The organism is Pseudomonas sp. Z1-14, assembly GCF_051132005.1.
Classification (GTDB): Bacteria; Pseudomonadota; Gammaproteobacteria; order Pseudomonadales; family Pseudomonadaceae; genus Aquipseudomonas.
This window is the reverse complement of sequence record NZ_CP071646.1, coordinates 1-25,481: the sequence shown is the minus strand read 5'-3', so window position 1 is coordinate 25,481 and position 25,481 is coordinate 1. Positions and strand designations below refer to the sequence as shown.

The following is a 25,481-nucleotide window of genomic DNA, read 5'->3' as shown; positions in this document are numbered from 1 at the left end:
CCTGATGCGCCATGACTTACCGTTTGAATGAATTTCAGCTCCAGCTGCCGCCCAGCGAGTTGCTCGACGCCTCGATCAACATCCTCAAGTTCCCCGAACTAGGCACGTCCCTGATCGTCAGCCGCAGCCTGCTCGCCGAAGGAGAAACCCTGCAAAGCAACCTCGACGACCAGATCAAGCGCCTGGAAAAGCAGGTCCAGGACCTGCGCTGCCAACCCGGCGCCACGTTACGCGTGGGGGCTCGGCAGGAAGTCGAAGCCATCGAGCTACGCAGCCAGTTCAACAAGGGCAACGAAAAGGTCTTTCAGTATCAGCTCGCCCTGGTACTGCCGGGCACGCGCACAATGCTCGCCCTGAGCTACGTCAAGGCCGAGAAGCTGGGCGACGCCGAAGCGGCGCATTGGGCGACGATCAAGGGGTCGCTGGTGTTTGACGCGCCGGAGTGAACAACGCCGGGCTCGCGTGGCGAGGGAGCTTGCTCCCGCTGGGGCGTGGCGCGGCCCCAAAATCCGCCGGGCGTGGGGCTTCAGGCACACCTTATCCGCTGGTTTTACGACTGCTTCGCAGCCGAGCGGGAGCAAGCTCCCTCGCCACAGGGGTCCACCATGTCCCGGATTTATTATTTCATTTTATCGTTGCGTCCCTGACCGGCAGAGTCCTTTGTGCCACCGGGCGACGCTCGCGGCGCTCTACCAGCATTTCATCGGCCACTTCAGCCGCACTCTCCGCAATCAGCTCGGGCCGACGGCCCGGCAACTGCTGCATCACTTGCGGCAAGGCGCTGACGAAATACATATCCCAGATCACCTGCTCCGTTTGCGAGAGCTGAATCATGCCGTTCTCCTTGCTCGATGAATAAATTTTCTGCAGAGAACCTATGCCCGGTGGCAGGTGCTAACAATCAGACGATTCCTCAGAGCACGTCGGACCTTTCCTAGAGTGGCGTTTTCAGCCCCGTAAAAACGCTTGGTGCAAGTCCTTCAGCGTCTGGAAATGATGTACCGGGTTCTCCGCGCTCAGCTCCTCGAAACTGCCGAACCCATACCCCACCGCCGCCGCGTCCAGGCCATTGCTGCGCGCGCCGATCAAGTCGTGTTTGCGATCGCCGATCATCAGGGTGCTGGCCGGGTCGAGGCTTTCTTCGGCCATCAGGTGGGCGATGAGCTCGACCTTGTTGGTACGGGTGCCGTCCAGTTCGCTGCCGTAGATAACTTTGAAGTGCCGGGCGAAATCGAAATGACGGGCGATTTCCCGGGCGAAAACCCAGGGCTTGGACGTGGCGATGTAGAGCTGTCGGCCTTGGCCACCGAGCGTCTCCAGCAGCGGCACGACACCGTCGAACACGCGGTTTTCGTACAGACCGGTGACCTTGAAGCGCTCGCGATAGAAATTCACCGCGTCCCAGGCTTTCGCTTCATCGAAGGCATAGAACTGCATGAAGGCTTGCAATAACGGTGGGCCGATGAAATGTTCGAGACGGGTCAGGTCGGGTTCGTCGATGCCCAGTTTGCCCAGGGCGAACTGGATCGAACGGGTGATGCCCTCGCGCGGGTCGGTAAGCGTGCCGTCGAGGTCGAAGAGTATGGTCTGGTAGTGCATGGCTGGTCCTGAGGAAGTAAGTGGGGCTGCTACGCAGCCCAGCGGGAGCAAGCTCCCTCGCCACGAGAATAAGGGCCTGGCAAATCACTCAAGGCTGGTCGTAGCCTTCGGCCAGATGCAAATCCTTGAGCTTCACGTAGTTCGCCGCGCTGTAGGTGAAAAAGGCCCGCTCTTTGTCCGTCAGCGGCCGGACCTGCTTCACCGGGCTTCCCACATACAAAAAGCCGCTCTCCAGGCGCTTGCCCGGCGGTACGAGACTACCGGCGCCGATAATCACGTCGTCCTCGACCACCGCGCCATCCATGACAATGCTGCCCATGCCGATCAGGATCCGGCTGCCCACCGAGCAGCCGTGGAGCATGACTTTGTGGGCGATGGTCACGTCGTCGCCGATCAGCAAGGGGAAGCCATCGGGATTGAACGGCCCGGCGTGGGTGATGTGCAGCACGCAGCCGTCCTGGACGCTGGTGCGGGCGCCGATGCGGATGCGGTGCATGTCGCCGCGAATGACTGTCAGCGGCCAGACAGAGCTGTCTTCGCCGATCTCGACGTCGCCGATCACCACCGCGGTGCTGTCGACAAAAGCGCCCCGGGCAAGCCGCGGGCTGTGGTTCTGGTACGTTCGAAGGGTCACGATAGGCTCTCTCTTGTCCGATGATAGGCGCTGCTAGCTGCGGTGAACGTCGATTGTAATTAAGATGGGCCCATGTTTCTTCCAGCCAAGGTGCCAACCGTGAGCGTGAACAACCCTCTTTTGCAGCCCTACGACCTGCCGCCATTCTCGGCGATCCGTGCCGAGCACGTGCAACCGGCCATCGAGCAGATCCTGGCTGACAACCGTGCCGCCATCGCCGAGATCCTCAAGACCCAAGTCAAACAGCCCACCTGGGCCGGCCTGGTATTGGCAATGGATGAGCTCAATGATCGCCTAGGCGCGGCCTGGAGCCCGGTGAGCCATTTGAACGCGGTGCGCAACAGTCCCGAGTTGCGCGAAGCCTACGAGGCTTGCCTGCCGGCGCTGAGTGCCTATTCCACCGAGCTGGGCCAGAACCGCGAACTGTTCCAGGCGTTCGAAGCCCTGGCGAACAGCCCCGAGGCCGCCGGTTTCGACGTGGCCCAGAAAACCATCCTGGAACATTCGCTGCGCGACTTCCGCCTGTCGGGCATCGATCTGCCGCCCGAGCAGCAAAAGCGCTACGCCGAAGTGCAAAGCAAGCTGTCCGAACTGGGCAGCCGCTTTTCCAACCAGTTGCTCGACGCGACCCAGGCCTGGACCAAGCATGTCACCTCTGAGGCCGCCCTCGCCGGCCTGACCGACTCGGCCAAGGCGCAGATGGCCGCCGCGGCCCAGGCCAAAGGCCTCGACGGCTGGCTGATCAACCTGGAGTTTCCCAGCTACTACGCGGTAATGACCTACGCCGAAGACCGCGCCCTGCGCGAAGAAGTCTACGCCGCCTACTGCACCCGCGCCTCGGACCAGGGCCCGAACGCCGGTCAGAACGATAACGGCCCGGTGATGGAGCAGATCCTCGACCTGCGCCAGGAACTGGCCCAGTTGCTGGGTTTCGCCAACTTCGCCGAATTGAGCCTGGCAACCAAGATGGCTGAATCCAGCGATCAGGTGCTCAGCTTCCTGCGCGACCTGGCCAAGCGCAGCAAACCGTTCGCCGCCCAGGACCTGGAACAATTGAAAGCCTTCGCCGCCGAACAGGGCTGCCCCGACCTGCAAAGCTGGGACAGCGGCTTTTATGGCGAAAAACTCCGCCAGCAACGTTACAGCGTCGCCCAGGAAGCCCTGCGCGCCTACTTCCCTATCGACAAGGTACTGAGCGGCCTGTTCGCCATCGTGCAACGCCTCTATGGCATCGAGATCGCTGAACTGAAGGGTTTCGACGCCTGGCATCCGGACGTGCGCCTGTTCGAGATCAAGGAACACGGCCAGCACGTCGGGCGCTTCTTCTTCGATCTGTACGCGCGCCCCAACAAGCGTGGCGGCGCCTGGATGGATGGCGCCCGCGATCGTCGCCGCACCCTTGATGGCGCGCTGCAAAGCCCGGTCGCCAACCTGGTGTGCAACTTCACCCCGGCCGACAGTGGCAAGCCGGCGTTGCTGACCCATGATGAAGTGACCACGCTGTTCCACGAGTTCGGCCACGGCCTGCATCACCTGCTGACCCGCGTCGACCATGCCGGCGTATCGGGCATCAACGGCGTGGCCTGGGACGCCGTGGAGCTGCCGAGCCAGTTCATGGAAAACTGGTGCTGGGAGCCTGAAGGCCTGGCGCTGATTTCCGGTCACTACGAAACCGGTGAGCCATTGCCCCAGGACCTGCTGGAGAAAATGCTCGCGGCGAAGAACTTCCAGTCCGGCCTGATGATGGTCCGCCAGTTGGAATTCTCGCTGTTCGACTTCGAACTGCACGCCACCCATGGCGATGGCCGCAGCGTGCTGCAAGTGCTCGAAGGTGTACGTGACGAGGTGTCGGTGATGCGTCCGCCTGCCTACAACCGCTTCCCCAACAGCTTTGCGCATATCTTCGCCGGCGGTTACGCGGCGGGTTACTACAGCTACAAATGGGCGGAAGTGCTGTCGGCCGATGCGTTCTCCAGATTCGAAGAAGACGGCGTGCTCAACGCCGACACCGGTCGCGCCTTTCGCGAGGCGATCCTGGCGCGCGGCGGCTCCCAGGAGCCGATGGTGCTGTTCGTCGACTTCCGTGGCCGCGAGCCTTCGATTGACGCACTCTTGCGCCATAGCGGCCTGAGCGAGGACGCGGCAGCATGAGTGAGGGGCCTGTGATTACCAAACGACGCTTCATCGCCGGGGCAGTCTGCCCAGCGTGCAGTGAGCCGGACAAGTTGATGATGTGGAATGAAGACGGCGTGCCCCATCGCGAGTGCGTGGCTTGTGGTTATTCCGACACGCTCAACGAACAAGGCCTGTCGGTGCCCAAGGAATTGGGCACCCGGGTCAATACGTCCGCTTTGAAAGCGCCGGACGCCAAGGTCCAGGCGGTGCAGTTCTTTCCCAACCCCAAGTTGAAGAAAAAAACCGACTGAAATCTTCGGCATCACCTTCCGGGCCGCCCGGCCCGGAAGCGATACATATATACCTCAGGGCGCCCTGCCTTCTTCTTCAGACTGGTCCGACACGTCCACAATGAAAGGAAGCGTCCCGATGCCAGATGCAGACAATCCCCTACTGCAAGCTTACGACCTGCCGCCCTTCGCGCGCGTCCAGGCCGAACACTTCTCCCCGGCTCTCGACCAGATAATCGCCGAAAGCCGCGCCAAGGTCGCTGAGATCATTACCAGCCAGACAATCCTCCCAACCTGGGACGACCTCGTCGTGGCGATGGATGAAGTTCACAGCCGGCTGGAGGGTTTTCGCTATGTGCTACACCGCCTGACCTTGACCCGGACAGGCGAAACCTGGCAGCAGGCATTGCTCGATTGCGGGCCGCGATTGCGCGACTTTCGAGTCGGACTGCAACAAAACGCCGAGCTCTTCCAGCTCTACCAGCGCTTGGCGAACAGCGAGATAGCCAGGAATTTCGAACGGGCGCGCACAAGAGTCCTGGAAAAAATCCTGCGGCAGTTTCGTGAAAACTTGCCGGAGAACACGGGGGGTGACTTGAACCTGATAAAGGTTCGCATTCGAAAAGCTGAAGATACTTTTCTGGACCTGCTGTACAAGGCCAATAAAGGCTGGAGCGTAGCCATTGACGATGAAGCCCAGCTCAGCGGCTTGCCGGCGGCATTCAAACAGCGCATGGCCAATCAGGCAGGCGAGGCTGGGCTCACGGGATGGCTACTAACCCTTGACCGAGAGTCACATCGCATCGTCACGCACTATGCCGATTATCGCTTTTTGCGCAAGGTGACCGACATGGCCTACAGCACGCGCGCTTCTGATCAAGGACCGCATCCCGTCCGATTCGACAATGGCCCCGTCCTCAAGCAACTGCTGGACGACCGGCACGAATATGCAAAACTGTTGGGCTACACGGATTTCGCTCAATTGGCGGTCGCGTCGGAGCAGGCCGAGTCCACCGAACAGGTCCTGGCTTTCCTGGACAACCAACTCCAGTCGCAGCAGAGCACCTTCAACCTGGAAGCCGAGCAACTCAAGGCTTTCGCCAGGAAACAAGGTTTAGGCGAGCCCGAACCTTGGGATTACCGGTACCTGGCGGAAAAACTCCGTCGGCAGGCGGCAGGCATCTCGCAGGAAGAATTGAGTGCCTGGTTTCCATTGGAGGCGGTCTTTTCCAAGCTGCTGGTGATGGCGTCAGATCTATTTGCAGTGAACTTCATCGAACGTAAGGAGGTGGGCACCTGGGCTCCTGACGTGCGTCTTTTTGAAGTCTCTGAGGGCGGAACGCCCATTGGTTATATCTATTTCGATCTGTTCGAGCCTGCTAACGGGATGGGCTTTCCTCATACCACGACCATTCGCGACCGGCTGATGACCGCCGAAGGCCGGCCCCGAAATCCCATCGCCGTCCTGCATGGCTCGTTGCCGCGGGGAACAGACGAGAACCCGACGTTGCTCGACCATCAGCAGCTACGCATTCTGTTCCATGAGTTCGGCCAATGCCTGCATCAGGTCTTGAGCCAGGCAGCCTATCGTGATGTCTCGGGCATCAACTCGGCATCCCGCGATACAGCCGAATTTGCCGGGTGTCTGCTGGAAAAATGGTGCTTTTCCAAGGAATGCCTGATCCGCGTATCGGCGCATCATCAAACCGGAGCAGCACTACCGGACGAGATGGCCGATCATTTCATTAGGCTCATCACCACCCAGGTCAGCTGGCAAACCGCCACCGAACTGCGCAACGCACTGCTCGATTTCGAGTTGCACCGCACCCACGCTGATGGGCGCAGCGCTCAGCAGGTATTCGAGCAGATTAGCGAAAAGGTCAGCCATTTGCCTGTGGTAGCCAATGCTCGCCTGGCCAATGGGCTGGACTACATGGCGGCGGGCTATGCCGCAACACTGTACGCCGACCCGTGGTCCAACGCCCTGGCCGAGAGCGTGTTCCAGAGGTTCCAGCGCGACGGATTGTTCGACGCGCAGACCGGCAAGGCGCTTCGCGAATACATATTCGGGACGGGCGACTCGCGGCCGTTGTCCGAATCCATAGCCGCCTTCCTCCGCGCTACCGATCAGCGTGGAAGAGGCAAAATCTAAGAATCGAGCTGACGCGCCGTAATCGTTGAATTGACCCAACTTTCAACGAGCACAGCGCAAAGACGCTGATACGGCAATCGCCATTTCTCAGAGCCATACGGAGTCTCTCGACATCGGCTTGCATCGCAGTTCGTCCCCAACCCGAAGCTGAAGAAAAAAACCGACTGAAACCTTCTGCATTACCTTCCGGGCCGCCCGGCCCGGAAGCGATACATATATACCGCAGGGTGCCCTGCCTTCCTCTTCAGACTGGTCCGACACGTCCACAATGAAAGGAAGCGTCCCGATGCCAAATGCAGACAATCCCCTGTTGCAAGATTACGACCTGCCGCCCTTCGCGCGCGTCCAGGCCGAACACTTTTCCCCGGCCCTCGACCAGATAATCGCCGAAAGCCGCATCAAAGTTGCCGCGATCATTGCCAGCCAGACCCCCTTCCCAACCTGGGACGACCTCGTCTTGGCAATGGACGAAATCCACACGCGGCTGGAGGGTTTCGGCTATCTGCTGAACCGCCTGACCTCGACCCGGGCAGGTGACGCCTGGAAGCAGGCCTCGCTCGACTGCGATGTACGGTTGCGCGACTTTCAGGTCGGGCTGCAACAGAACACCGAACTGTTTCAGCTCTACGAGCGCCTGAACAACAGCGAGATAGCCAGGAATTTCGAAGCGGCACGCAAGAGGGTCCTGGAAAAAATTCTGCTAGAGTTCCGTGAAAACGCGCCAGTGAACACAGAGGGCGACCTGAGCCTGGTTCAGGTTCGTATTCAAAACGCCGAAGGCCTGTTTATGGAACAGCTGGAGTCGGCCAACAATGCCTGGGACATCCTCATTGACGATGAGGCCCTGCTCAGCGGCTTGCCGGTGGCATTCAAACAGCACATGGCCCACCTGGCCCGCAAGGTCGACCGCACGGGATGGCTGCTGACCCTCAATGAAGAGTCGCATCGCATCGTCACCCGCTACGCCGATAATCGGTTGTTGCGCCAGCAGATCCACGAGGCCTACAGCACGCGTGCTTCCGATCAAGGACCGCAAGCCGGGCAGTTCGACAATGGCATCGTCCTCAGGCAGCTGCTGGACGATCGGCACGAGTACGCGAACTTGATGGGCTATACGGATTTCGCTGAATGGGCGGTCGCGGCAGAGCAGGCAGGGTCCGCCGAACAGGTACTGGCTTTCCTGGACAACCAGCTCCAGTCGCAGCAGGGCACCTTTTGTGTGGAGGCCGAACAGCTCAAGGCCTCCGCCAGGGAACGAGGCCTCAGCGAGCCCGAACCTTGGGACTACCAATACCTGGCGGAAAAACTTCGCCAGCAGGCAGCGGGCATTTCCCAGGAAGTACTGAGTGCCTGGTTCCCACTGGAAGCGGTCTTTTCCAAGCTGATGGTGATAGCGTCGAATCTATTCGCTGTAAATTTCATCGAACGCCAGGATGTGGTCACCTGGGATCCCGACGTGCGTCTTTTTGAGGTATCGGAGAGCGGAACGAGCATCGGTTATATCTATTTCGATCCATTCAAATCAGATGACCGAGGAGGTTTCTCTCACACCACGACCATTCGCGACCGTCAGATTACCGCCGAAGGCGTGCTCCGACGCCCTATCGCCGTCCTGCATGGCTGGTTGCCACGGGGGACAGCAGCGAACCCGACCCTGCTCGACCATCTGCAGCTACGCATCCTTGTCCATGAATTCGGTCATTGCCTGCATCAGGTCTTGAGCCAGGCAGCCTATCGGGACATATCGGCCATCATCAAGTTATCCCGCGATACGGTCGAATTCGCCGGTTGCCTGCTCGAAAAATGGTGCTTCGCCAAGGAGTTTTTGATCCGCATATCGGCGCATCATCAAACCGGAGCAGCCTTGCCTGACGAGATGGCCGATCAGTTCATGAGGCTCATAAGCACCCAGGCCAGTTGGGAAACCGCCAACGAGTTGCGCAACGCGCTGCTGGATTTCGAGTTGCACCGTACCCACGCCGATGGACGCAGCGTCCAGCAAGTCTTCCAGCAGGTCAGCGAAAAGACCCGCCACTTGCCGGTAATTGCCAATGCACGCCTGGCCAACGGGCTGGACCATATGGTGACGGGCTACGGCGCAAGAGTGTACGCCTACTCGTGGTCCAAGGCCCTGGCCGAGTCGGTTTTCCAGAGGTTCCAGCGCGACGGGATCTTTAAAGCGACGACCGGCAGGGCGCTTCGCGAACACATATTCGGGCGGGGCGACTCGCGGCCGTTATCCGAATCCATAAGCGCCTTCCTCAGCGCGACCAATCAGCGTGAAGGAGCCAATGACTGAGGATCGAGGTGACGCGCCGTGGTCGTTGAATTGACCCAGCCTTTCAACGAGCACAGCGCAAAGACGCTGGTACTGCAATCGCCGTCTCTGAAGGCAACACGGAGCTTCTCGACATCGGCTTGCATCATGTAGCGAACCCCGTCCTTGAAGTGATGGCTGTCGCCGAAACCGCCTTCGGTCATTTCCTCCAGGGCGTCTTCCTTGCTCCAGCCCTGCACAACCACCCGGTACATGGCGGCCATCAAGCCGGTACGGTCCGAGCCGTGCTTGCAATGCATGAGCACCGGCCCCCTGGCTTGCCCGTCCTGGATGGCGCGCAGGGCCTTGAGAACATCACTGTCGTCGACGTGATTGGTGCGATAGGGCAGCTGCACTTGCTTGATGTCAGGCGCGGACAACCAGTTCGCGTCCGAATCAGGCAGAAAATTGATGACTGTGCCGATATCGAGTTTCGCCAACAGGGGCAAGGCACCGCCGTCCGGCAAGGAACTGCGGTAGAGCGTAGGCGACATCTGGTAGAGGTCGTAGCGTTTTTCCACGGGCTGGGCCCATTCGCCGGGCCTGGCCTCGGCGCCGGTGGCGGCCTGGGCGGCGGAGTCGACCAGCGCGACGAGCAACGCCAGGCAAAGCAGGGAACGCAAACAGAGCTTGAGCATGAGGAGCAACCGCCGACCAAGGATTTTGAAGTCGTCAGTTTCGGTTCGCCTCGGTTAAAAGCCTGTGAGCAAGACGTCAAAGCGCCGTGAACCAGGGCCTGCTTTTCCTGAACCGCCAAACGGCACTGGCTTGAATCGACGGCAGCGAATACTGTATGCGCATACAGCTTTCGGAGTATTCCCATGTCCGTCTCACTTCCGCCCCGTGGCCGCGGCACCGCCACCAACCCGCACAACCGCTTCGCGCCGAGCCGTTCGGTGGCCGAGGACGATGGCTGGTATCAGGAAGTTCCACCGACCCAGGGCACCGAGGTGCGCATCGAAACGGCCAAGACCATCATCACTCGAAACACCTCCACGGATATCCCTTTCGATCGTTCGATCAATCCTTATCGAGGCTGCGAACACGGCTGCATCTACTGCTATGCGCGCCCCAGCCATGCCTACTGGGACATGTCGCCCGGGCTGGATTTCGAAACCAGGCTGATCGCCAAGACCAACGCCGCCGATGTGCTGGAAGAGCAACTGTCGCGGCGCGGCTATCAATGCGCGCCGATTGCCCTGGGTTCCAATACCGATCCCTACCAGCCGATCGAACGCGAACAGCGCATCACCCGGCGGATTCTCGAAGTGCTGCTGCGCTATCGGCACCCGGTGACAATCGTCACCAAGGGTTCATTGATCCTGCGCGACCTCGACCTGCTGACCGAACTGGCAGAGCAACGCCTGGTACATGTGATGATCAGCCTCACCACGCTGGACGACGAACTCAAGCGCATCCTCGAACCCCGCGCGGCGGCGCCGAAGGCCCGGTTGCGGGCGATAAAGGTCATGCGCGAGGCGGGCATCAACGTCGGCGTGCTGTGCGCGCCGATGATCCCGATGATCAACGACAGCGAGATTGAAAGCCTGCTGACCGAAGCCCACGCTGCCGGTGCGCAGAATGCCGCCTACGTCATGTTGCGCCTGCCGCTGGAAGTGGCGCCGCTGTTCGAGGAGTGGTTGCAGGCGCACTACCCGCAGCGCGCCGCCCATGTGCTGAGCCTGGTGCGCCAGAGCCGCGGCGGCGAACTGTATGACAGCCGGTTTGGCGTGCGGATGCGCGGCGAAGGCCCGTTCGCCGACCTGCTGGCCCAGCGCTTCGCCAAGACGCTCAAGCGTTTGGGCCTGAACCGACGAGATGGTTACAATCTTAACTGCGATGCCTTCTGTCCGCCCGGCCGACAGATGTCGTTGATTTGATTAAAGTTGACCTTGGAACGGGCACTGGACATGAACTGCGCCAGTGTTTCGCCACCCCTGGAATCGTTGTCCTAGAGCCTTCGATTCAGTTTGAGTTAAGTTTCGGCCGCTACCTTGTTCAGCGAGTGACTGACGGGTCGAGCTTCGATCCGGATGTTTTTTAACCAGCCACTGACGTCGTAACCGTCAAGAGGATGAATCATGAGTGACAAGGATAAACAGCCGTTGGCTGCGTCGGCTTCAGCCCAACCCGAGGCGGAAACCGCCGATGCAGCGCTGCAGCACATTGTTGACGGCTTTTTGCATTTCCATCACGAGATCTTTCCCCAACAGGAAGAACTCTTCAAGAAACTCGCCACCGCCCAGAAACCCCGGGCGATGTTCATCACCTGCGCCGATTCGCGCATCGTGCCCGAGCTGATCACCCATAGCTCCCCAGGCGACCTGTTCGTGACCCGTAACGTCGGCAACGTCGTTCCACCGTACGGACAAATGAACGGCGGCGTTTCCACCGCCATTGAATACGCCGTGCTGGCCCTGGGTGTGCAACACATTATCGTTTGCGGCCATTCCGATTGCGGCGCCATGCGTGCGGTGCTCAACCCCGACACCCTGGAAAAAATGCCGACGGTCAAGGCCTGGCTGCGCCACGCCGAAGTCGCCAAGACCATGGTCCACGACAACTGCCCGTGCGGTGACGAAAAGCAGACCATGCCCGTCCTCACCGAAGAGAACGTGATCGCCCAGTTGCAGCATTTGCGAACGCACCCTTCGGTGGCCTCTCGCATGGCCAGCGGCCAGTTGTTCATCCATGGCTGGGTGTACAACATCGAGACCAGCGAGATCAAAGCCTTTGATGCGGACCAGGGTTGTTTCCTGCCGCTCGATGGCAGCCATCCGATACCGGTGGCGACGCCCAAAGCGCGCTTCTAACCGCTCCTAAACATCCTTGTGTGGTCGAGCCTCCCGCCATTTGCGCGGGCGGGCCTTGCCATGCCTGAAGAAAATTTCGGGAGAGTCGCCATGCGTGCTGCTCAATTAAAAGCTGTTCTGCCACGGGAGCTCCTGGCTTCGGTGGTTGTATTCCTGGTGGCGCTGCCCTTGTGCATGGGCATTGCCATTGCATCGGGCCTGCCACCCGCCAAAGGCTTGATTACCGGTATCGTCGGTGGTTTGATCGTGGGCTTCCTGGCTGGCTCCAAGCTGCAAGTCAGCGGCCCGGCGGCCGGTTTGGCGGTGCTGGTCTTCGAACTGGTGCGCCAGCATGGCGTAGCAATGCTCGGGCCGATCCTTTTGCTGGCCGGGCTGCTGCAACTGCTGGCCGGGCGTTTTCGCCTCGGTTGCTGGTTCAGGGTCACCGCGCCTGCCGTGGTCTACGGCATGCTGGCCGGTATCGGTGTGCTGATCATCTTGTCCCAGGTCCATGTCATGCTCGACGCGGCGCCCAAGCCTTCCGGGCTGGATAACCTGGCGGCGTTCCCGGCGGCAGTGGCCCAGGCTCTACCTTCGTTCGGCTGGCAGGCCGGTTTGCTCGGCCTGTCGACGATCGCGGTGATGTGGCTGTGGGAAAAGTTTCGCCCCCATAGCCTGCGCTTCGTTCCTGGCGCCCTGCTCGGCGTGGGCCTGGCAACGGTTGCCAGCCTGCTGCTGGCGTTGCAGGTCAAGCGCGTGGAGGTTCCGGAAAACATGGCCGAAGCCATCGACTGGCTGCGCCCGACGGATTTGCTGAACCTGGCCGACCCCTCCGTGTTGATCGCCGCGTTCGCGGTCGCTTTCATCGCCAGTGCGGAAACCTTGCTCTCGGCGGCTGCCGTCGATCGCATGCACAGCGGCGAGCGGGCGGATTTCGATCGTGAACTGTCCGCCCAAGGTATCGGCAACATGCTCTGTGGCCTGCTCGGTGCCTTGCCGATGACCGGCGTGATCGTGCGCAGCTCAGCCAACGTCCAGGCCGGGGCGACCACACGGATGTCGACGATCTTCCACGGTTTGTGGTTGCTGCTCTTCGTGCTGCTGCTGTCCAGCGTGCTGCAAAGCATCCCGGTGGCGAGCCTGGCGGGTGTGCTGGTCTACACCGGTTTCAAACTGGTGGATATCAAGGCGTTCCGTGGCCTGGGCCGTTATGGCCGGATGCCGATGTTCACCTACGCCGCGACGGCGCTGGCGATCATCTTCACCGACCTGCTGACCGGCGTGCTGATCGGTTTTGGCCTGACCCTGGTGAAACTGGCGTGGAAAGCCTCGCGCCTGAAGATCAGCCTGATCGACTTGCCCCAGGACGGCGAGATGGAACTGCGCTTGGTGGGTGCGGCGACCTTCCTCAAGGTTCCAGCCCTGACCCAGGTGCTGAACACCATTCCCGAAGGCGCGACGGTGCATGTGCCGCTCAACAACCTGAGCTATATCGACCATTCCTGCCTGGAATTGCTCGAAGAATGGAGCCGGGCGAATGCCAGCAAGGGTTCGAAGTTGTTGATCGAATCGCGCGGGCTCAAGCGCCGGTTGGAAGGACGCTTGCGCACGACCGTGGGGGTTGGCGCAGCCTCTGCCTGATATCTCACCCCATAAGGGTTGGGTGTAGGGCACATGATTCATGAACACCACAGATCCAATGTGGGAGCGAGCTTGCTCGCGATAGCGGTGTGTCAGTCAACTACGATTTTGCTGATCCGACGCCTTCGCGAGCAAGCTCGCTCCCACAGGGTTTGATGTGTGCCTATAGATCAAGCAGCCGGCTGATCCAGCTCCAGCCCGACGCCCAAGCGGCGGGACATGCAGGGCCAGCGCTTCCAGGCCGCGCCGGTTTCCGGGCTGCTGAGCTTCTCGCGGTAGGTTTCCACCGACTCCAGTGCAAACGTCTCGTCGTTGAGCATCTCGTCGAACGCGTGGTGCACCACCTCATCGAGTTGGTTGGCAAATTCCTCACCGATCAACTGATGGGCAATCAGATTGGCAACCGTCATGTCCAGGGGGATCAGCGGCTGGCCGAAATGCTTGATGTACAGGTCGTTGACCTCCTCGACAAACCGGTGCGCCAGATAGGCTTCGTCGAGCAGGCTGTTGAGCCCGACATGCCCGGCCATGATCGTCGGAGGCTGGAGGAAATACTGCTCGGCAATTTTCAGTACGGGCTTGATCTGCGACTCGATACCCGCCTCCCTGGCGACGTCATTGGCTGCATCCAGCAGGTCAGGCACTTCGTTGATATAGGCTGCGACAAACCGCGCCAGAACGTCGTTGGCGTTCGCGTCCGGGAGCTGGATGGCGGGGTGCAGCGTCGGTAACTGGGCCGTCAACTGACGACTCAGCAGGCCGGTCTCGGCCTCGTGCTGTTGGGCTTTTTGGATCTGCTCGCGCAATGCGGCGGTGTTCATGACAACTCCAGGAAACAACAGGCAATGAAATAGGAATGACATAACTTAGCTGGCGCATAAAAACTCCTAAGACCTATTTTTCATAACTGCCTCATCCTTGATACGTCGCCGTTATATCGGTTTGCCATCACTCTGCTGCGCATCCTTCTCCATTCGTGGGCTCTGGCGCAAGTCCCAGCTGTTTCAAACGATTTACGCCGTCGCGTTGCGAGGTTGCGGGTGCTGTCTATACTCGGTTTGGAATGGAGTTAGCCGATGACACCCGATTGCATGTGCAGCAAGGCGCGGCGAGTCAAGTAAGCAGTCTGGAATGCCGATCCCTTGCCGCAGGCGTTACGCCTACGGGATAACAAGAACGATAAGGGGAACCCGCAATGACGCGACATCCACACGTATGGATGGGCCTCCTGTTGTGGTCGATTTTCAGCCAGGCGCAAGCGGCCTGGACTGTGAATATGGCGCCTGGAGCGACACAGATCAGCAACGCAGTGTTCGACCTGCACATGACCATCTTCTGGATCTGTGTGGTCATTGGCATCATCGTCTTCGGCGCCATGTTCTGGTCGATGATGATGCACCGCCGCTCAACCGGGCAGAACGCCGCCCACTTCCACGAAAACACCCGCGTGGAAATCCTCTGGACCATCGTGCCCTTCCTGATACTGGTGGCCATGGCGGTTCCCGCCACCGCCACGCTGATCAAGATGTACGATTCCAGCGAGTCGGAGATCGACGTCCAGGTCACCGGCTACCAATGGAAGTGGCACTACAAATACCTGGGCCAGGACGTCGAGTTCTTCAGCAACCTGGCCACGCCTGCCGAACAGATCCACAACCAGAGCACCAAGGGCGAGCACTACCTGCTTGAAGTCGACAAGCCGCTGGTGCTGCCAGTCGACGCCAAGGTGCGCTTCCTGGTGACCTCCGCCGACGTGATCCACTCGTGGTGGGTGCCGGCCTTCGCCGTCAAGCGCGACGCCATTCCGGGGTTCGTCAACGAAGCCTGGACCCGCGTCGACAAGCCCGGCATTTATCGCGGCCAGTGCGCCGAGCTGTGCGGCAAGGACCATGGTTTCATGCCGATCGTGGTCGAGGTCAAGAGCAAGCCCGACTACGAAAAATGGCTGGGCGAACGCAAGGCCGAAGCCGCGCAGCTCAAAGAGCTGACCAGCAAGGAATGGACCCTGGAAGAACTCAAGGAACGCGGCGACAAGGTCTACCACACCACTTGCGTGGCCTGTCACCAGGCCGAAGGCCAGGGCCTGCCGCCGATGTTCCCGGCGCTTAAGGGCTCGAAAATCGCCACCGGGCCGATCAAGGATCACTTGAACATTGTCTTCCACGGCAAGCCCGGCACCTCCATGGCCGCGTTCGGCAAACAGCTATCGGAAGTCGATATCGCCGCGGTCGTGACCTATGAGCGTAACGCCTGGGGCAACAACAAGGGCGACATGGTTACGCCTAAAGAAGTGCTGGAACTCAAACAGGCGGATAGCCAATGAGCCGCCCTGACGTCTGTTCCCGCAACCGGTCGGGGCTCGTTGCCCCGCGCCGACCAGCCCATTCGTTCGAAGGAGACAGGACATGAGTGCTGTGATCGATGACCACGGTCATGCCGGCGCCGACCACGCCCACGGCCCCGCCAAGGGCCTGATGCGCTGGGTACTGACCACCAACCACAAGGACATCGGCACGCTGTACCTGTGGTTCGCGTTCTCCATGTTCCTGCTGGGCGGCTCGTTCGCCATGGTGATCCGCGCCGAGCTGTTCCAGCCCGGCCTGCAGATCGTGCAGCCGGAATTCTTCAACCAGATGACCACCATGCATGGCCTGGTGATGGTCTTCGGCGCGGTGATGCCGGCCTTCGTCGGCCTCGCCAACTGGATGGTCCCGCTGATGATCGGCGCGCCGGACATGGCCCTGCCGCGGATGAACAACTTCAGTTTCTGGCTGTTGCCGGCGGCGTTCCTGATGCTGGTCTCCACCCTGTTCACACCGGGCGGCGGACCGAACTTCGGCTGGACCTTCTACGCGCCGCTGTCCACCACCTATGCGCCGGAAAGCGTGACGTTCTTCATCTTTGCCATCCACCTGATGGGCATCAGCTCGATCATGGGCGCGATCAACGTGGTCGCCACCATCCTCAACCTGCGCGCCCCCGGCATGACGCTAATGAAGATGCCGCTGTTCGTCTGGACCTGGCTGATCACCGCTTTCCTGCTGATTGCGGTGATGCCGGTGCTGGCCGGCTGCGTGACGATGATGCTGATGGACATCCACTTCGGCACCAGCTTCTTCAACGCCGCCGGTGGCGGTGACCCGGTGCTGTTCCAGCATGTGTTCTGGTTCTTCGGCCACCCCGAGGTGTACATCATGATCCTGCCGGCCTTCGGTGCCGTCAGCTCGATCATCCCGGCGTTCTCGCGCAAGCCGCTGTTCGGCTACACCTCGATGGTCTACGCCACGGCGGCCATTGCCTTCCTCTCGTTCATCGTCTGGGCGCACCACATGTTCGTGGTCGGCATCCCGCTGGTGGGCGAACTGTTCTTCATGTACGCCACCCTGCTGATCGCCGTGCCCACCGGGGTGAAGGTGTTCAACTGGGCGAGCACCATGTGGCAAGGCTCGCTGACCTTCGAGACACCGATGCTGTTTGCCGTGGCGTTCGTGATCCTGTTTTCCATCGGCGGTTTCTCCGGGCTGATGCTGGCCATCGCGCCGGCGGACTTCCAGTACCAGGACACCTACTTCGTGGTCGCGCATTTCCACTACGTGCTGGTGCCGGGTGCGATCTTCGGGATTTTCGCCTCGGCCTACTACTGGCTGCCGAAATGGACCGGCCACATGTACGACGAAACCCTCGGCAAGCTGCACTTCTGGCTCTCGTTCATCGGCATGAACATGGCGTTCTTCCCGATGCACTTCGTTGGCCTGGCGGGCATGCCCCGGCGGATTCCCGACTACAACCTGCAGTTCGCCGATTTCAACATGGTCTCGTCCATCGGCGCGTTCATGTTCGGCACCACGCAGATCTTCTTCCTGTTCATCGTGATCAAGACCATCCGTGGCGGTGAACCGGCGCCGGCCAAGCCGTGGGATGGCGCCGAAGGGCTGGAATGGAGCGTACCGTCGCCAGCGCCATATCACACCTTCACCACGCCGCCGGAAGTGAAATGAATGTGGGAGCGGGCTTGCTCGCGAAGAACGATGACACGGTGTTCCTGTTAGACCGTAGCGCCTGCTTCGCGAGCAAGCCCGCTCCCACAGAGTTATCTGTAGGGGTTCAGAATCATGGCTGACTCGATCTCGCTGAAAAAACTGGTCACCCGCCTGTTGCTGGTGGTGGTGGCCATGTTTGCCTTCGGGTTTGCCCTGGTGCCGATCTACGACGTGATGTGCAAGGCGTTCGGCATCAACGGCAAAACCGGCGGGCAGTACACGGGCGAGCAAACCGTTGATGAATCGCGGCAGGTCCGGGTGCAGTTCTTGTCCACGAATTCGGTGGACATGGTCTGGGACTTCTACCCAAGGGGCGACCAGTTGGTGGTCAAGCCGGGCGCGGTCAACGAGATGGTATTCATCGCCCATAACCCCACCGATCGGCCGATGAGCGCCCAAGCGGTGCCGAGCATTTCGCCGAGCAACGCCGCTGCATATTTCCACAAGACCGAATGTTTCTGTTTTACCCAGCAAGTGCTGCAACCCGGAGAACGCATCGAAATGCCCATGCGCTTCATCGTCGACCGGGACATGCCCAAGGAAGTGAAGCACCTGACGCTGTCCTACACGCTGTTCGATATCACCGCTCGTCATCCACCGGTGGCTGTAAACACTGACCGATAGCGTGCCCGATAAGGAGAACAATAAATGGCAACTCATGAGCACTATTACGTTCCGGCCCAGAGCAAATGGCCGATCATCGCCACGGTCGGGATGTTCGTCACGGTGTATGGCCTGGCGACCTGGTTCAACGACCTGAAAGCGGCGCGCCCGGATTCCCACGGCCCGCTGATCTTTTTCGTCGGCGGCCTGCTGCTGGCCTACATGCTGTTCGGCTGGTTTGGCGCGGTCATCAAGGAAAGCCGCGCCGGGCTCTACAGCGCACAGCTCGATCGCTCATTCCGCTGGGGCATGAGCTGGTTCATCTTTTCCGAGGTGATGTTCTTCGTCGCCTTCTTTGGCGCGCTGTTCTACGTGCGCGTGGTGTCGGCCCCCGGCCTGGCCGGCGAAGGCAGCAAGGGCCTGTCGGAAATGCTCTGGCCGAACTTCGAATACGTCTGGCCGTTGCTGAACAACCCCGATCCGAAACTCTTTCCGGCGCCCAAGGACGTCATCAGCCCGTGGGGCTTGCCGCTGCTCAATACCATCCTGCTGGTCAGCTCCAGCGTCACCGTCACCATCGCCCACCATGCCCTGAAGAAAGGTCATCGCGGCGCGCTGAAAATCTGGCTGGCGATCACCGTGCTGCTGGGTTGCGCCTTCCTGGGTTTCCAGGCCGAGGAGTACATCCACGCCTACAAGGAACTGGGCCTGACCCTGGGTTCGGGGATCTACGGCGCGACGTTCTTCATGCTCACCGGCTTCCACGGCGCCCACGTCACCATCGGCACGATCATCCTGTTCGTGATGCTGATGCGCATCATGCGTGGGCATTTCGACAACGAGCATCAGTTCGGCTTCGAGGCCGCGAGCTGGTATTGGCACTTCGTCGATGTGGTGTGGATCGGCTTGTTCTTCTTCGTCTACATACTCTGAGGCAACCGTTACCAAGGCGGCTCTTTACCAAGGAGCATGCGACACCAACTGGCCGCTGAAAAAGCCCCAGGCGATCAAGCCGACGGTGACGACGGCCAGGCTGACGCGAATCGCCAGGGCGATGACCAGGCGATTGGAATTGCTGTCGTCCTTGACCAGAAAAAACAAGCCGCTGAACAGGCTGGCAATCGTGGCGATCAGCATCAGGACGATGGCTGCTTTTAGCATCAGGAACACTCCGGGGGAACGCGATGCACGTGAGTATAGCTATCCCGTTCTACAGCTTTCGGGCGGCGCCATGAAAGGCTTCCGGCCGGGTCTCGTGCCGTCGCTGGTGGTGGCCGTGCTGGTGCCGGTGATGGTGTGCCTGGGGTTCTGGCAATTGAGCCGGGGCGAGCAGAAACGCCTGCTCATGGACACCTACGCCGAGCGCCGCGTGGCCAAGCCGATGGACAGCGTGGAGCTTTCGCAAACAGAGGGTCCGGCCTTTCGTCTCGTCAGCCTGCACGGCCAGTTCGACGCCGAACACAGCCTGCTGCTGGATAACCGCCAGCACGACGGCAAGGTCGGCGTCGAACTGCTGCAACCGTTCCTCGACCACGCCAGCGGGCTGTGGTTGCTGGTCAATCGCGGCTGGCTGCCCTGGCCTGATCGCCGTACGCCGCCAGTCTTCAGCACGCCGGAGCAACCCATCGACCTGCAAGCCTGGGTCTACGTCGCGCCCGGCGCCACGTTCCAACTGCACGCCGACCCGGCCAGCGCCCCGTGGCCGCGGCTGGTCACCGCTATCGAACCGCAGAAGCTCTGGGCCGAACTGGGCCGCGGCGGCTTCGCCTACGAATTGAGGCAACAAAGCGGCCCTGGCGCCTACCGGACCGATTGGCCGGTGGTTGCCATGGGCCCGGAAAAACACCTTGGTTATGCCGTGCAGTGGTTCGCCATGGCGGCGGCGCTGTTCGGCCTTTTCCTTTATCTCGGATGGCACAACGCAGGGAGACACCATGGGAAGCACCATGAATCCAACCAACATGTCTGACGCGCCCGACGCACGCCGCCGGCGCAAGGGGCGCGTGCAATTGCTGTTGATTGTGCTGGGCGTGGTCGGCCCGATGATCCTCGCCACCGGCATGTACAAGTTCCAGTTCTGGGTCCCGGACAGTCGCAGCTATCACGGCGAGTTGATCGGCAACGGCCAGTCCCGCGCGGACATCGGCGTGCAGGCCGACGAGCAGCGCTGGCAGATTCTGGTAACAGCGCCGCAGGAGTGCTCGGTGGATTGCCGGCAACTGGTGTACCTGGCCCGGCAGGTGCAGATCGGCCTGGGTCGCGAGGCCGGCCGCGCCAGCCATGCCCTGGCGATAGCGCAACCGCTGGAGGCGGAATACGACGCCCAACTGCAGCGCGAATATCCGCAACTACAACGTTATCCGCTGGACCTGCCGGCCTATCAGAAAGGCGCCCAGGGCTCCGGCGGCGCCCAGCTGTGGATCATCGACCCCCACAGCAACCTGGTGCTGCGCTACGACGCCCGGGTCAAGGGCAAGGACCTGCTCAACGACCTGCGCCACCTGCTGAAATTGTCCAACATCGGATAAGGGCATCGACATGGCCAAGCCTGGATTTCGCCTCGCGCTGTTTGCCACGTTGCTGGCATTGATTGTCGTACTGTTGGGCGCCTACACCCGCCTGACTCACGCCGGCCTCGGTTGCCCCGATTGGCCCGGTTGCTACGGTTTCATCAGCGTGCCCAAGGGCGAAGCCCAGCTGGCCCATGCCGAGTTGCATTTTCCCGACACCCCGGTGGAAGCCCATAAAGGTTGGAACGAAATGGTCCATCGCTATTTCGCCGGTGCGTTGGCACTGATGATTGCCGCGCTGGCCGCCCGCGCCTGGACGAACCGCCGCCACCCCGGCCTGCCATTAAAACTGCCACTGTTCCTGCTGGCGGTGGTGTTCGCCCAAGCGGCGTTCGGCATGTGGACCGTCACGCTCAAGCTCTGGCCGCAAGTCGTCACCGGGCATTTGCTGGGCGGGTTCGCGACGTTGAGCCTGCTGTTTTTGCTCACGCTGAGATTGTCCGGCGTGTTGCCGGCGCTGACCGTGCCCAAGCGCCTGCAACACTGGGCCACGGCTGGGCTGTTGCTGGTGATCGGCCAGATCGCCCTGGGCGGTTGGGTCAGCTCCAATTACGCCGCGGTGGCCTGTATCGACTTTCCTACCTGCCACGGCCAATGGATGCCGCCCGCCGATTTCGCCAATGGTTTTCACCTGACCCAGCACATCGGCCCGAATTACCTGGGCGGGCAACTGGACAGCGACGCCCGCACCGCCATCCACGTGACCCACCGCATCGGCGCCTTGCTGGTGACGGTGGTGCTGCTGGGGCTGGCCTGGCAGCTCAAGACTGTGGGCATGACCCGACTGGCGGGACTGGTCCTCGCCGCACTCGCAGCGCAAATTAGCCTGGGTATAAGCAACGTCGTGTTTCATCTGCCGCTGCCGGTGGCGGTGGCCCATAACGCTGGGGGCGCCGCGCTGTTGCTGAGCCTGGTGCTGGTCAACTATCACGCCCGGACCAGCCTGGTCCGGGTACGGCATCAGGTCCCGCTGCGCTGGCGCTTCAATCCGCCTGAACACGGCGTCGGCCCCATCACGATCAAAGGAGAGATGCCATGGCAACCCTGACCGGTACACGCCACAGCCAGGCGATCTGGCGCGATTACCTGGAGCTGACCAAGCCCAAGGTGGTGGTACTGATGCTGATCACCTCGCTGGTCGGCATGTTCCTCGCGACCCGTGCCGGAGTGCCCTGGACAGTGCTGGTGTTCGGCAACCTGGGAATTGCGCTGTGCGCCGGTGGCGCGGCGGCGGTCAACCATGTGGTGGATCGGCGTATCGACGCGGTGATGGCGCGCACCCACAAGCGGCCATTGGCCGAGGGCCGGGTCTCGCCGGCCGCCGCGCTGACGTTCGCCCTGGCACTGGCGCTGGCTGGCCAGGCGATGCTGCTGGTCTTCACCAACCCGCTGACCGCCTGGCTGACCCTGGCCTCGCTACTCGGCTACGCGGTGATCTACACCGGGTTCCTCAAGCGCGCCACACCTCAGAACATCGTCATTGGCGGCCTCGCAGGCGCGGCGCCACCGTTGCTGGGCTGGGTCGCGGCCACCGGTCACGTCAGCGCCGAACCGTTGCTGCTGGTGTTGATCATCTTCGCCTGGACCCCACCGCATTTCTGGGCCCTGGCGATCCATCGCAAGGAGGAATACGCCAAGGCAGACATCCCGATGCTGCCGGTGACCCACGGCGAGCACTACACCAAGATCCATATCCTGCTGTACACCCTGGTGCTGCTGGCGGTCAGCCTGATGCCGTTCGTGATCCAGATGAGCGGGTTGCTGTACCTGGCGTGCGCGCTTGTACTGGGCGCCAGGTTCCTGCAATGGGCCGTGGTGCTGTACCGTGGCAGTCGGCCGCACGCGGCGATCAACACGTTCAAGTACTCTATCTGGTACTTGTTCCTGCTGTTCATCGCCCTGCTTGTAGATCACTACTTACTGTTGAGCCTATGACCCGAACCCAGAAAACCGTCTTCATCCTCGTGGCCGTGATCGCACTGATCCTCGGCCTGACCATCAATAAGGTGCTGTCCGGCAAAGGCCAGGGCGACCCGACCGCACTGATTGACGCCGGCATCATCCTGCTGCCGCAAAGCCGCAACCTGCCGGACGTGAAAATGACCGACCAGGACGGCCAACCAGTGACGATGAACGAGCTGAAAGACAAATGGAGCCTGCTGTTCTTCGGTTACACCTTCTGCCCGGACATCTGCCCGACCACCCTCGCCCAGCTGCGCCAGATCAAGAGCGAGCTGCCGCCCGAGGCAGTGGCCAAGTTGCAGATCGTGCTGGTGAGCGTCGACCCGAACCGCGACACGCCCAAGCAACTCAAGCAGTACCTGGGTTACTTCGACCCGCAGTTCATTGGCCTGACCGCCGCCTCGGTGCAAGACCTGCAAAAGCTCGCCAACGCGGTGAGCATCCCGTTCATCCCGGCGGACACCAGCAAGCCCAACTACACCGTCGACCACAGCGGCAATCTCGCCGTCATCGGCCCGGACGGCACCCAACGTGGGTTTATCCGTGCGCCGTTGAATAATCAGAAGTTGGTGGCGCAGTTGCCGGAGATGCTGAAACACAAATAAACGATGCAAGACCTGTGGCGAGGGAGCTTGCTCCCGCTCGGTTGCGCAGCAGCCGCAAGACCGGACGATACGGTTTGCCTGAAGAAATGCAGGGGCCTGCTGCGCAGGCCAGCGGGAGCAAGCTCCCTCGCCACAAAAGCTGCTCTGCGCCAGGTCGCTTTACAGACCCTGACTCTGTTCTTGATGGTGGCTTTGAGATCGACGCAATGTGTAGCGAGGATCATAAAGGCTGTTCACAGGCGGTTGGAAAAGAGGATGCGTAGATCATCACCAGCAAGCACGTCAGTCGGCTTGACCCCCAGTAGCTTGCGGCAACTGTTGCTGAAGTGGGCTGAGTCGCTGAACCCCGCCATCTGCGCGGCTTCGGTGAGCGATAGCCCCTGGCTGACAAAACTGACCAGCGCGCGCAGACGCAGCCACACCCGGTAGCGCCTCAGCGGCAGCCCCATGGCCTGGTTGAACAGTGCAGAAAGGCGGCTTGGCGACAGACAAACGAGGGCCGACAGTTCCCGGGTGGTGAAATTGCGCTGGGGCTGCGCCTGCATCGCATCCAGCACCTTGAGTACCCGTGGGTCTGCGTGGTTCGACTCGCCCGTATCGGGCAGCAAACGCATGGCGATTTGCCCGAGAAGGGCTTCGCCTTCCTGCACATCGCGGCCCGTCAACCCTTTGAGTTCCGTCAGCCAGTTGCCAGCGCTCGGCCCGGGATCGCTCAAGTGCTCGGTAGATAGGTTGTAACGCAGCAGCAACTGCTGGTAGAGGCGGCTCTGTTTCTCAAAGAACAACACCGCCACAGGTTGCCCGGCAAACGCCAAAGCATGCGCGACACCTGCTGGCACGAATAACTGATCGTAACGCTGCCATGGGCTTGCGTCGGTGCCCCGTGCCTGAATCGGCGCCTGTAACCCCAGGCATAGAGCGCTGGCGCTATGTCGATGGAGGCTGATGTCGGGTAGCGGCCCGACATACAGGGTGAGCTGATTGCCCAGGATCAAAAAATTCTGCACGGCGTCCTCAAGTCAGTTGGTTCTTACAAGTCGCTCGCCCTGTCTGCCACTACATTGGCCGAAACTCCACAGCACTTGAGGCAGCACAATGAATGCATACACCAGCGGCTTCCTTGCCGCACCGCATCAATTCATCAGTATCGAAGGGCTGCGTTTTGGTTATCGCGACTATGGAACAGGTCCGGTACTGCTGATGCTGCACGGCTGGCCACTTAATGGCGATACCTTTGCGCCGTTGGTCGATGCGCTTGCCTCAGGCTTTCGTTGCATTGTGCCGGATCTCCCTGGCGCAGGCATGACGGCCTGGTCAACAGAACATGATCTGAGCCCCGCCGGCCAGGCGCGTCTGCTCCAGGGTTTACTTGCGGCCTTGGGCATTGCGCAGGGCTATAGCCTGTTGGGTAATGACAGCGGCGGTATCGCCGCCCGCTACCTTGCACTTTGGGACGCCAGCCGCGTGGCCAAGTTGATTCTGCTCAATAGCGAAATACCTGGGCATCGCGCACCCAACCAGCGTCTGTACAAACAACTGGCGCGTTGGTTACCGGGATACGGCGCGCTTGCTCGCATCCAGCTAAGAAGTGCTGCCTATCTGTGTTCGAAGCGGGGGTTTGGCGGAACGCTCTACGATCACCAGCACTTGCTCGGCAGCTTTCATCGGCGCTTTATCGCGCCGCTGATCCAGTCCGCGCAGAGCATGGAGCAAGCCCGGTGCGCCTTTATCGCAGTGCTTGATTGGCCGCAGCTCGATGCCTTGAGCCGCCTTCATGGCCAGATCGAGGCACAGACCTTGCTGATCTGGGGGCGGCAGGACGATATCTTCCCTGAGCCGTATGCCATTGAGATGAGCCGAAGCTTTGCCAACCTTGGCGGCTTTATCAGCATCGACAAGGCCAAGTTGTATGTTCATGAAGACCAACCAGAGCAGGTGATTCAACACCTCAAGGTCTTTCTGTTGGCAAAGCAGGAGTAGGGTGGAGTGATACCGGAGCTGGGCTCCTGGTTCGCCGACTTTGGCTTAAGCACACCCAGAGTGAAGCGCAGAGCGGTGACTGCCGGTCAGTTAAGCCACAAACCTGTGGGAGCAAAGCTTGCTCGCGATGACGCCAGCCCAGACACCGCCCGTGGCGAGGGAGCTTGCTCCCGCTCGGCTG

General features: G+C 60.9%; 25 protein-coding genes. 18 read left to right on the top strand and 7 right to left on the bottom strand.

Annotated elements, in window-relative coordinates; all coding sequences use genetic code 11:
* Window positions 1–11: 11 nt before the first annotated feature.
* Window positions 12–446: a DcrB-related protein gene (locus J3P89_RS00125; RefSeq protein ID WP_434696404.1), complete on the top strand. Its 435-nt coding sequence runs from the start codon at window positions 12–14 to the stop codon at window positions 444–446.
* A gap of 178 nt (window positions 447–624) precedes the next feature.
* Here the strand turns inward: J3P89_RS00125 and J3P89_RS00120 are convergent, their stop codons facing one another.
* The 3 genes from J3P89_RS00120 to J3P89_RS00110 form a co-directional block, all read right to left on the bottom strand.
* Window positions 625–834: a hypothetical protein gene (locus J3P89_RS00120; protein ID WP_305497851.1), complete on the bottom strand. Its 210-nt coding sequence runs from the start codon at window positions 832–834 to the stop codon at window positions 625–627.
* Window positions 835–948: 114 nt separating this feature from the next.
* On the bottom strand, window positions 949–1,599 hold the full coding sequence (locus J3P89_RS00115) for an HAD family hydrolase (RefSeq protein WP_434696403.1): 651 nt from the start codon (window positions 1,597–1,599) through the stop codon (window positions 949–951).
* A gap of 88 nt (window positions 1,600–1,687) precedes the next feature.
* Window positions 1,688–2,233, bottom strand: a complete 546-nt coding sequence (locus J3P89_RS00110; protein ID WP_186643364.1) for a gamma carbonic anhydrase family protein — start codon at window positions 2,231–2,233, stop codon at window positions 1,688–1,690.
* Between the two features lie 99 nt (window positions 2,234–2,332).
* Between J3P89_RS00110 and prlC the strand changes: the two genes are divergently transcribed.
* From prlC to J3P89_RS00090, 4 genes are all read left to right on the top strand, one after another.
* Entirely contained in the window at window positions 2,333–4,384 is a 2,052-nt protein-coding gene (prlC, locus tag J3P89_RS00105; protein WP_434696402.1) for an oligopeptidase A, read from the top strand.
* Window positions 4,381–4,659 (top strand): YheV family putative zinc ribbon protein, encoded by a 279-nt coding sequence (locus J3P89_RS00100; protein ID WP_018600854.1) that lies wholly within the window; start codon window positions 4,381–4,383, stop codon window positions 4,657–4,659. The genes prlC and J3P89_RS00100 overlap by 4 nt, the downstream gene beginning before the upstream one ends.
* A gap of 118 nt (window positions 4,660–4,777) precedes the next feature.
* Window positions 4,778–6,790, top strand: a complete 2,013-nt coding sequence (locus J3P89_RS00095; RefSeq protein WP_434696400.1) for a M3 family metallopeptidase — start codon at window positions 4,778–4,780, stop codon at window positions 6,788–6,790.
* 286 nt (window positions 6,791–7,076) lie between these two features.
* The gene (locus J3P89_RS00090) at window positions 7,077–9,089 is read left to right on the top strand and encodes a M3 family metallopeptidase (protein ID WP_434696399.1); all 2,013 of its coding nucleotides are present in this window, start codon (window positions 7,077–7,079) and stop codon (window positions 9,087–9,089) included.
* Here the strand turns inward: J3P89_RS00090 and J3P89_RS00085 are convergent.
* Complete coding sequence (locus J3P89_RS00085; protein WP_434696398.1) at window positions 9,065–9,745, bottom strand: phosphatase domain-containing protein; 681 nt, start codon at window positions 9,743–9,745, stop codon at window positions 9,065–9,067. The two genes, J3P89_RS00090 and J3P89_RS00085, sit on opposite strands and share 25 nt — an antisense overlap.
* 183 nt (window positions 9,746–9,928) lie before the next feature.
* Here J3P89_RS00085 and J3P89_RS00080 point away from each other — a divergent pair, with 183 nt between their 5' ends.
* From J3P89_RS00080 to J3P89_RS00070, 3 genes are all read left to right on the top strand, one after another.
* Window positions 9,929–10,987 (top strand): PA0069 family radical SAM protein, encoded by a 1,059-nt coding sequence (locus J3P89_RS00080; RefSeq protein WP_434696397.1) that lies wholly within the window; start codon window positions 9,929–9,931, stop codon window positions 10,985–10,987.
* 201 nt (window positions 10,988–11,188) lie between these two features.
* On the top strand, window positions 11,189–11,920 hold the full coding sequence (locus J3P89_RS00075; protein ID WP_305497838.1) for a carbonic anhydrase: 732 nt from the start codon (window positions 11,189–11,191) through the stop codon (window positions 11,918–11,920).
* A gap of 90 nt (window positions 11,921–12,010) precedes the next feature.
* The gene (locus tag J3P89_RS00070; RefSeq protein ID WP_434696396.1) at window positions 12,011–13,540 is read left to right on the top strand and encodes a SulP family inorganic anion transporter; all 1,530 of its coding nucleotides are present in this window, start codon (window positions 12,011–12,013) and stop codon (window positions 13,538–13,540) included.
* A 170-nt stretch (window positions 13,541–13,710) separates the two neighbouring features.
* Here the strand turns inward: J3P89_RS00070 and J3P89_RS00065 are convergent, their stop codons facing one another.
* Window positions 13,711–14,361, bottom strand: a complete 651-nt coding sequence (locus J3P89_RS00065) for a hypothetical protein (protein WP_434570825.1) — start codon at window positions 14,359–14,361, stop codon at window positions 13,711–13,713.
* Window positions 14,362–14,735: 374 nt separating this feature from the next.
* Here J3P89_RS00065 and coxB point away from each other — a divergent pair, with 374 nt between their 5' ends.
* From coxB to J3P89_RS00045, 4 genes are all read left to right on the top strand, one after another.
* Window positions 14,736–15,863: a cytochrome c oxidase subunit II gene (gene coxB / locus J3P89_RS00060; RefSeq protein ID WP_434570823.1), complete on the top strand. Its 1,128-nt coding sequence runs from the start codon at window positions 14,736–14,738 to the stop codon at window positions 15,861–15,863.
* Between the two features lie 82 nt (window positions 15,864–15,945).
* Window positions 15,946–17,538: a cytochrome c oxidase subunit I gene (gene ctaD, locus J3P89_RS00055; RefSeq protein ID WP_305497829.1), complete on the top strand. Its 1,593-nt coding sequence runs from the start codon at window positions 15,946–15,948 to the stop codon at window positions 17,536–17,538.
* 114 nt (window positions 17,539–17,652) lie between these two features.
* Window positions 17,653–18,204 carry a cytochrome c oxidase assembly protein gene (locus J3P89_RS00050; RefSeq protein ID WP_434654645.1) on the top strand — a complete coding sequence of 184 codons (552 nt, stop codon included), beginning with the start codon at window positions 17,653–17,655 and terminating at the stop codon, window positions 18,202–18,204.
* 24 nt (window positions 18,205–18,228) lie between these two features.
* On the top strand, window positions 18,229–19,116 hold the full coding sequence (locus J3P89_RS00045; RefSeq protein ID WP_305497825.1) for a cytochrome c oxidase subunit 3: 888 nt from the start codon (window positions 18,229–18,231) through the stop codon (window positions 19,114–19,116).
* A gap of 24 nt (window positions 19,117–19,140) precedes the next feature.
* Here the strand turns inward: J3P89_RS00045 and J3P89_RS00040 are convergent, their stop codons facing one another.
* Window positions 19,141–19,344: a twin transmembrane helix small protein gene (locus tag J3P89_RS00040; RefSeq protein WP_305497823.1), complete on the bottom strand. Its 204-nt coding sequence runs from the start codon at window positions 19,342–19,344 to the stop codon at window positions 19,141–19,143.
* Window positions 19,345–19,414: 70 nt separating this feature from the next.
* On the opposite strand from J3P89_RS00040, the gene J3P89_RS00035 reads away from it, so the two are divergent.
* Genes J3P89_RS00035 through J3P89_RS00015 form a run of 5 tightly spaced genes read left to right on the top strand, consistent with a single transcriptional unit; the run spans window position 19,415 to window position 23,320 of the window.
* Window positions 19,415–20,152 carry an SURF1 family protein gene (locus J3P89_RS00035; RefSeq protein ID WP_434696395.1) on the top strand — a complete coding sequence of 246 codons (738 nt, stop codon included), beginning with the start codon at window positions 19,415–19,417 and terminating at the stop codon, window positions 20,150–20,152.
* Window positions 20,118–20,711: a hypothetical protein gene (locus J3P89_RS00030; RefSeq protein WP_434654641.1), complete on the top strand. Its 594-nt coding sequence runs from the start codon at window positions 20,118–20,120 to the stop codon at window positions 20,709–20,711. Before J3P89_RS00035 ends, J3P89_RS00030 begins: the two co-directional genes overlap by 35 nt.
* Before the next feature lie 10 nt (window positions 20,712–20,721).
* Complete coding sequence (locus tag J3P89_RS00025; protein WP_434696394.1) at window positions 20,722–21,801, top strand: COX15/CtaA family protein; 1,080 nt, start codon at window positions 20,722–20,724, stop codon at window positions 21,799–21,801.
* Complete coding sequence (cyoE, locus tag J3P89_RS00020) at window positions 21,789–22,688, top strand: heme o synthase (protein WP_305497816.1); 900 nt, start codon at window positions 21,789–21,791, stop codon at window positions 22,686–22,688. The genes J3P89_RS00025 and cyoE overlap by 13 nt, the downstream gene beginning before the upstream one ends.
* Window positions 22,685–23,320: an SCO family protein gene (locus tag J3P89_RS00015; protein ID WP_434696393.1), complete on the top strand. Its 636-nt coding sequence runs from the start codon at window positions 22,685–22,687 to the stop codon at window positions 23,318–23,320. Before cyoE ends, J3P89_RS00015 begins: the two co-directional genes overlap by 4 nt.
* A 233-nt stretch (window positions 23,321–23,553) precedes the next feature.
* Here the strand turns inward: J3P89_RS00015 and J3P89_RS00010 are convergent, their stop codons facing one another.
* On the bottom strand, window positions 23,554–24,327 hold the full coding sequence (locus J3P89_RS00010) for a helix-turn-helix domain-containing protein (protein WP_434696391.1): 774 nt from the start codon (window positions 24,325–24,327) through the stop codon (window positions 23,554–23,556).
* An 88-nt stretch (window positions 24,328–24,415) separates the two neighbouring features.
* On the opposite strand from J3P89_RS00010, the gene J3P89_RS00005 reads away from it, so the two are divergent.
* On the top strand, window positions 24,416–25,300 hold the full coding sequence (locus J3P89_RS00005) for an alpha/beta fold hydrolase (protein WP_434696390.1): 885 nt from the start codon (window positions 24,416–24,418) through the stop codon (window positions 25,298–25,300).
* Window positions 25,301–25,481 lie beyond the last annotated feature (181 nt).

Excerpts from the sequence above, each read along its gene's own strand:
- J3P89_RS00125 (WP_434696404.1), top strand. The coding sequence starts at position 12 with ATGACTTACCGTTTGAATGAATTTCAGCTCCAGCTGCCGCCCAGCGAG.
- J3P89_RS00120 (WP_305497851.1), bottom strand. The coding sequence starts at position 834 with ATGATTCAGCTCTCGCAAACGGAGCAGGTGATCTGGGATATGTATTTC.
- J3P89_RS00115 (WP_434696403.1), bottom strand. The coding sequence starts at position 1,599 with ATGCACTACCAGACCATACTCTTCGACCTCGACGGCACGCTTACCGAC.
- J3P89_RS00100 (WP_018600854.1), top strand. The coding sequence starts at position 4,381 with ATGAGTGAGGGGCCTGTGATTACCAAACGACGCTTCATCGCCGGGGCA.
- J3P89_RS00095 (WP_434696400.1), top strand. The coding sequence starts at position 4,778 with ATGCCAGATGCAGACAATCCCCTACTGCAAGCTTACGACCTGCCGCCC.
- J3P89_RS00090 (WP_434696399.1), top strand. The coding sequence starts at position 7,077 with ATGCCAAATGCAGACAATCCCCTGTTGCAAGATTACGACCTGCCGCCC.
- J3P89_RS00085 (WP_434696398.1), bottom strand. The coding sequence starts at position 9,745 with ATGCTCAAGCTCTGTTTGCGTTCCCTGCTTTGCCTGGCGTTGCTCGTC.
- J3P89_RS00080 (WP_434696397.1), top strand. The coding sequence starts at position 9,929 with ATGTCCGTCTCACTTCCGCCCCGTGGCCGCGGCACCGCCACCAACCCG.
- J3P89_RS00075 (WP_305497838.1), top strand. The coding sequence starts at position 11,189 with ATGAGTGACAAGGATAAACAGCCGTTGGCTGCGTCGGCTTCAGCCCAA.
- J3P89_RS00070 (WP_434696396.1), top strand. The coding sequence starts at position 12,011 with ATGCGTGCTGCTCAATTAAAAGCTGTTCTGCCACGGGAGCTCCTGGCT.
- J3P89_RS00065 (WP_434570825.1), bottom strand. The coding sequence starts at position 14,361 with ATGAACACCGCCGCATTGCGCGAGCAGATCCAAAAAGCCCAACAGCAC.
- coxB (WP_434570823.1), top strand. The coding sequence starts at position 14,736 with ATGACGCGACATCCACACGTATGGATGGGCCTCCTGTTGTGGTCGATT.
- ctaD (WP_305497829.1), top strand. The coding sequence starts at position 15,946 with ATGAGTGCTGTGATCGATGACCACGGTCATGCCGGCGCCGACCACGCC.
- J3P89_RS00050 (WP_434654645.1), top strand. The coding sequence starts at position 17,653 with ATGGCTGACTCGATCTCGCTGAAAAAACTGGTCACCCGCCTGTTGCTG.
- J3P89_RS00045 (WP_305497825.1), top strand. The coding sequence starts at position 18,229 with ATGGCAACTCATGAGCACTATTACGTTCCGGCCCAGAGCAAATGGCCG.
- J3P89_RS00040 (WP_305497823.1), bottom strand. The coding sequence starts at position 19,344 with ATGCTAAAAGCAGCCATCGTCCTGATGCTGATCGCCACGATTGCCAGC.
- J3P89_RS00035 (WP_434696395.1), top strand. The coding sequence starts at position 19,415 with ATGAAAGGCTTCCGGCCGGGTCTCGTGCCGTCGCTGGTGGTGGCCGTG.
- J3P89_RS00030 (WP_434654641.1), top strand. The coding sequence starts at position 20,118 with ATGGGAAGCACCATGAATCCAACCAACATGTCTGACGCGCCCGACGCA.
- J3P89_RS00025 (WP_434696394.1), top strand. The coding sequence starts at position 20,722 with ATGGCCAAGCCTGGATTTCGCCTCGCGCTGTTTGCCACGTTGCTGGCA.
- cyoE (WP_305497816.1), top strand. The coding sequence starts at position 21,789 with ATGGCAACCCTGACCGGTACACGCCACAGCCAGGCGATCTGGCGCGAT.
- J3P89_RS00015 (WP_434696393.1), top strand. The coding sequence starts at position 22,685 with ATGACCCGAACCCAGAAAACCGTCTTCATCCTCGTGGCCGTGATCGCA.
- J3P89_RS00005 (WP_434696390.1), top strand. The coding sequence starts at position 24,416 with ATGAATGCATACACCAGCGGCTTCCTTGCCGCACCGCATCAATTCATC.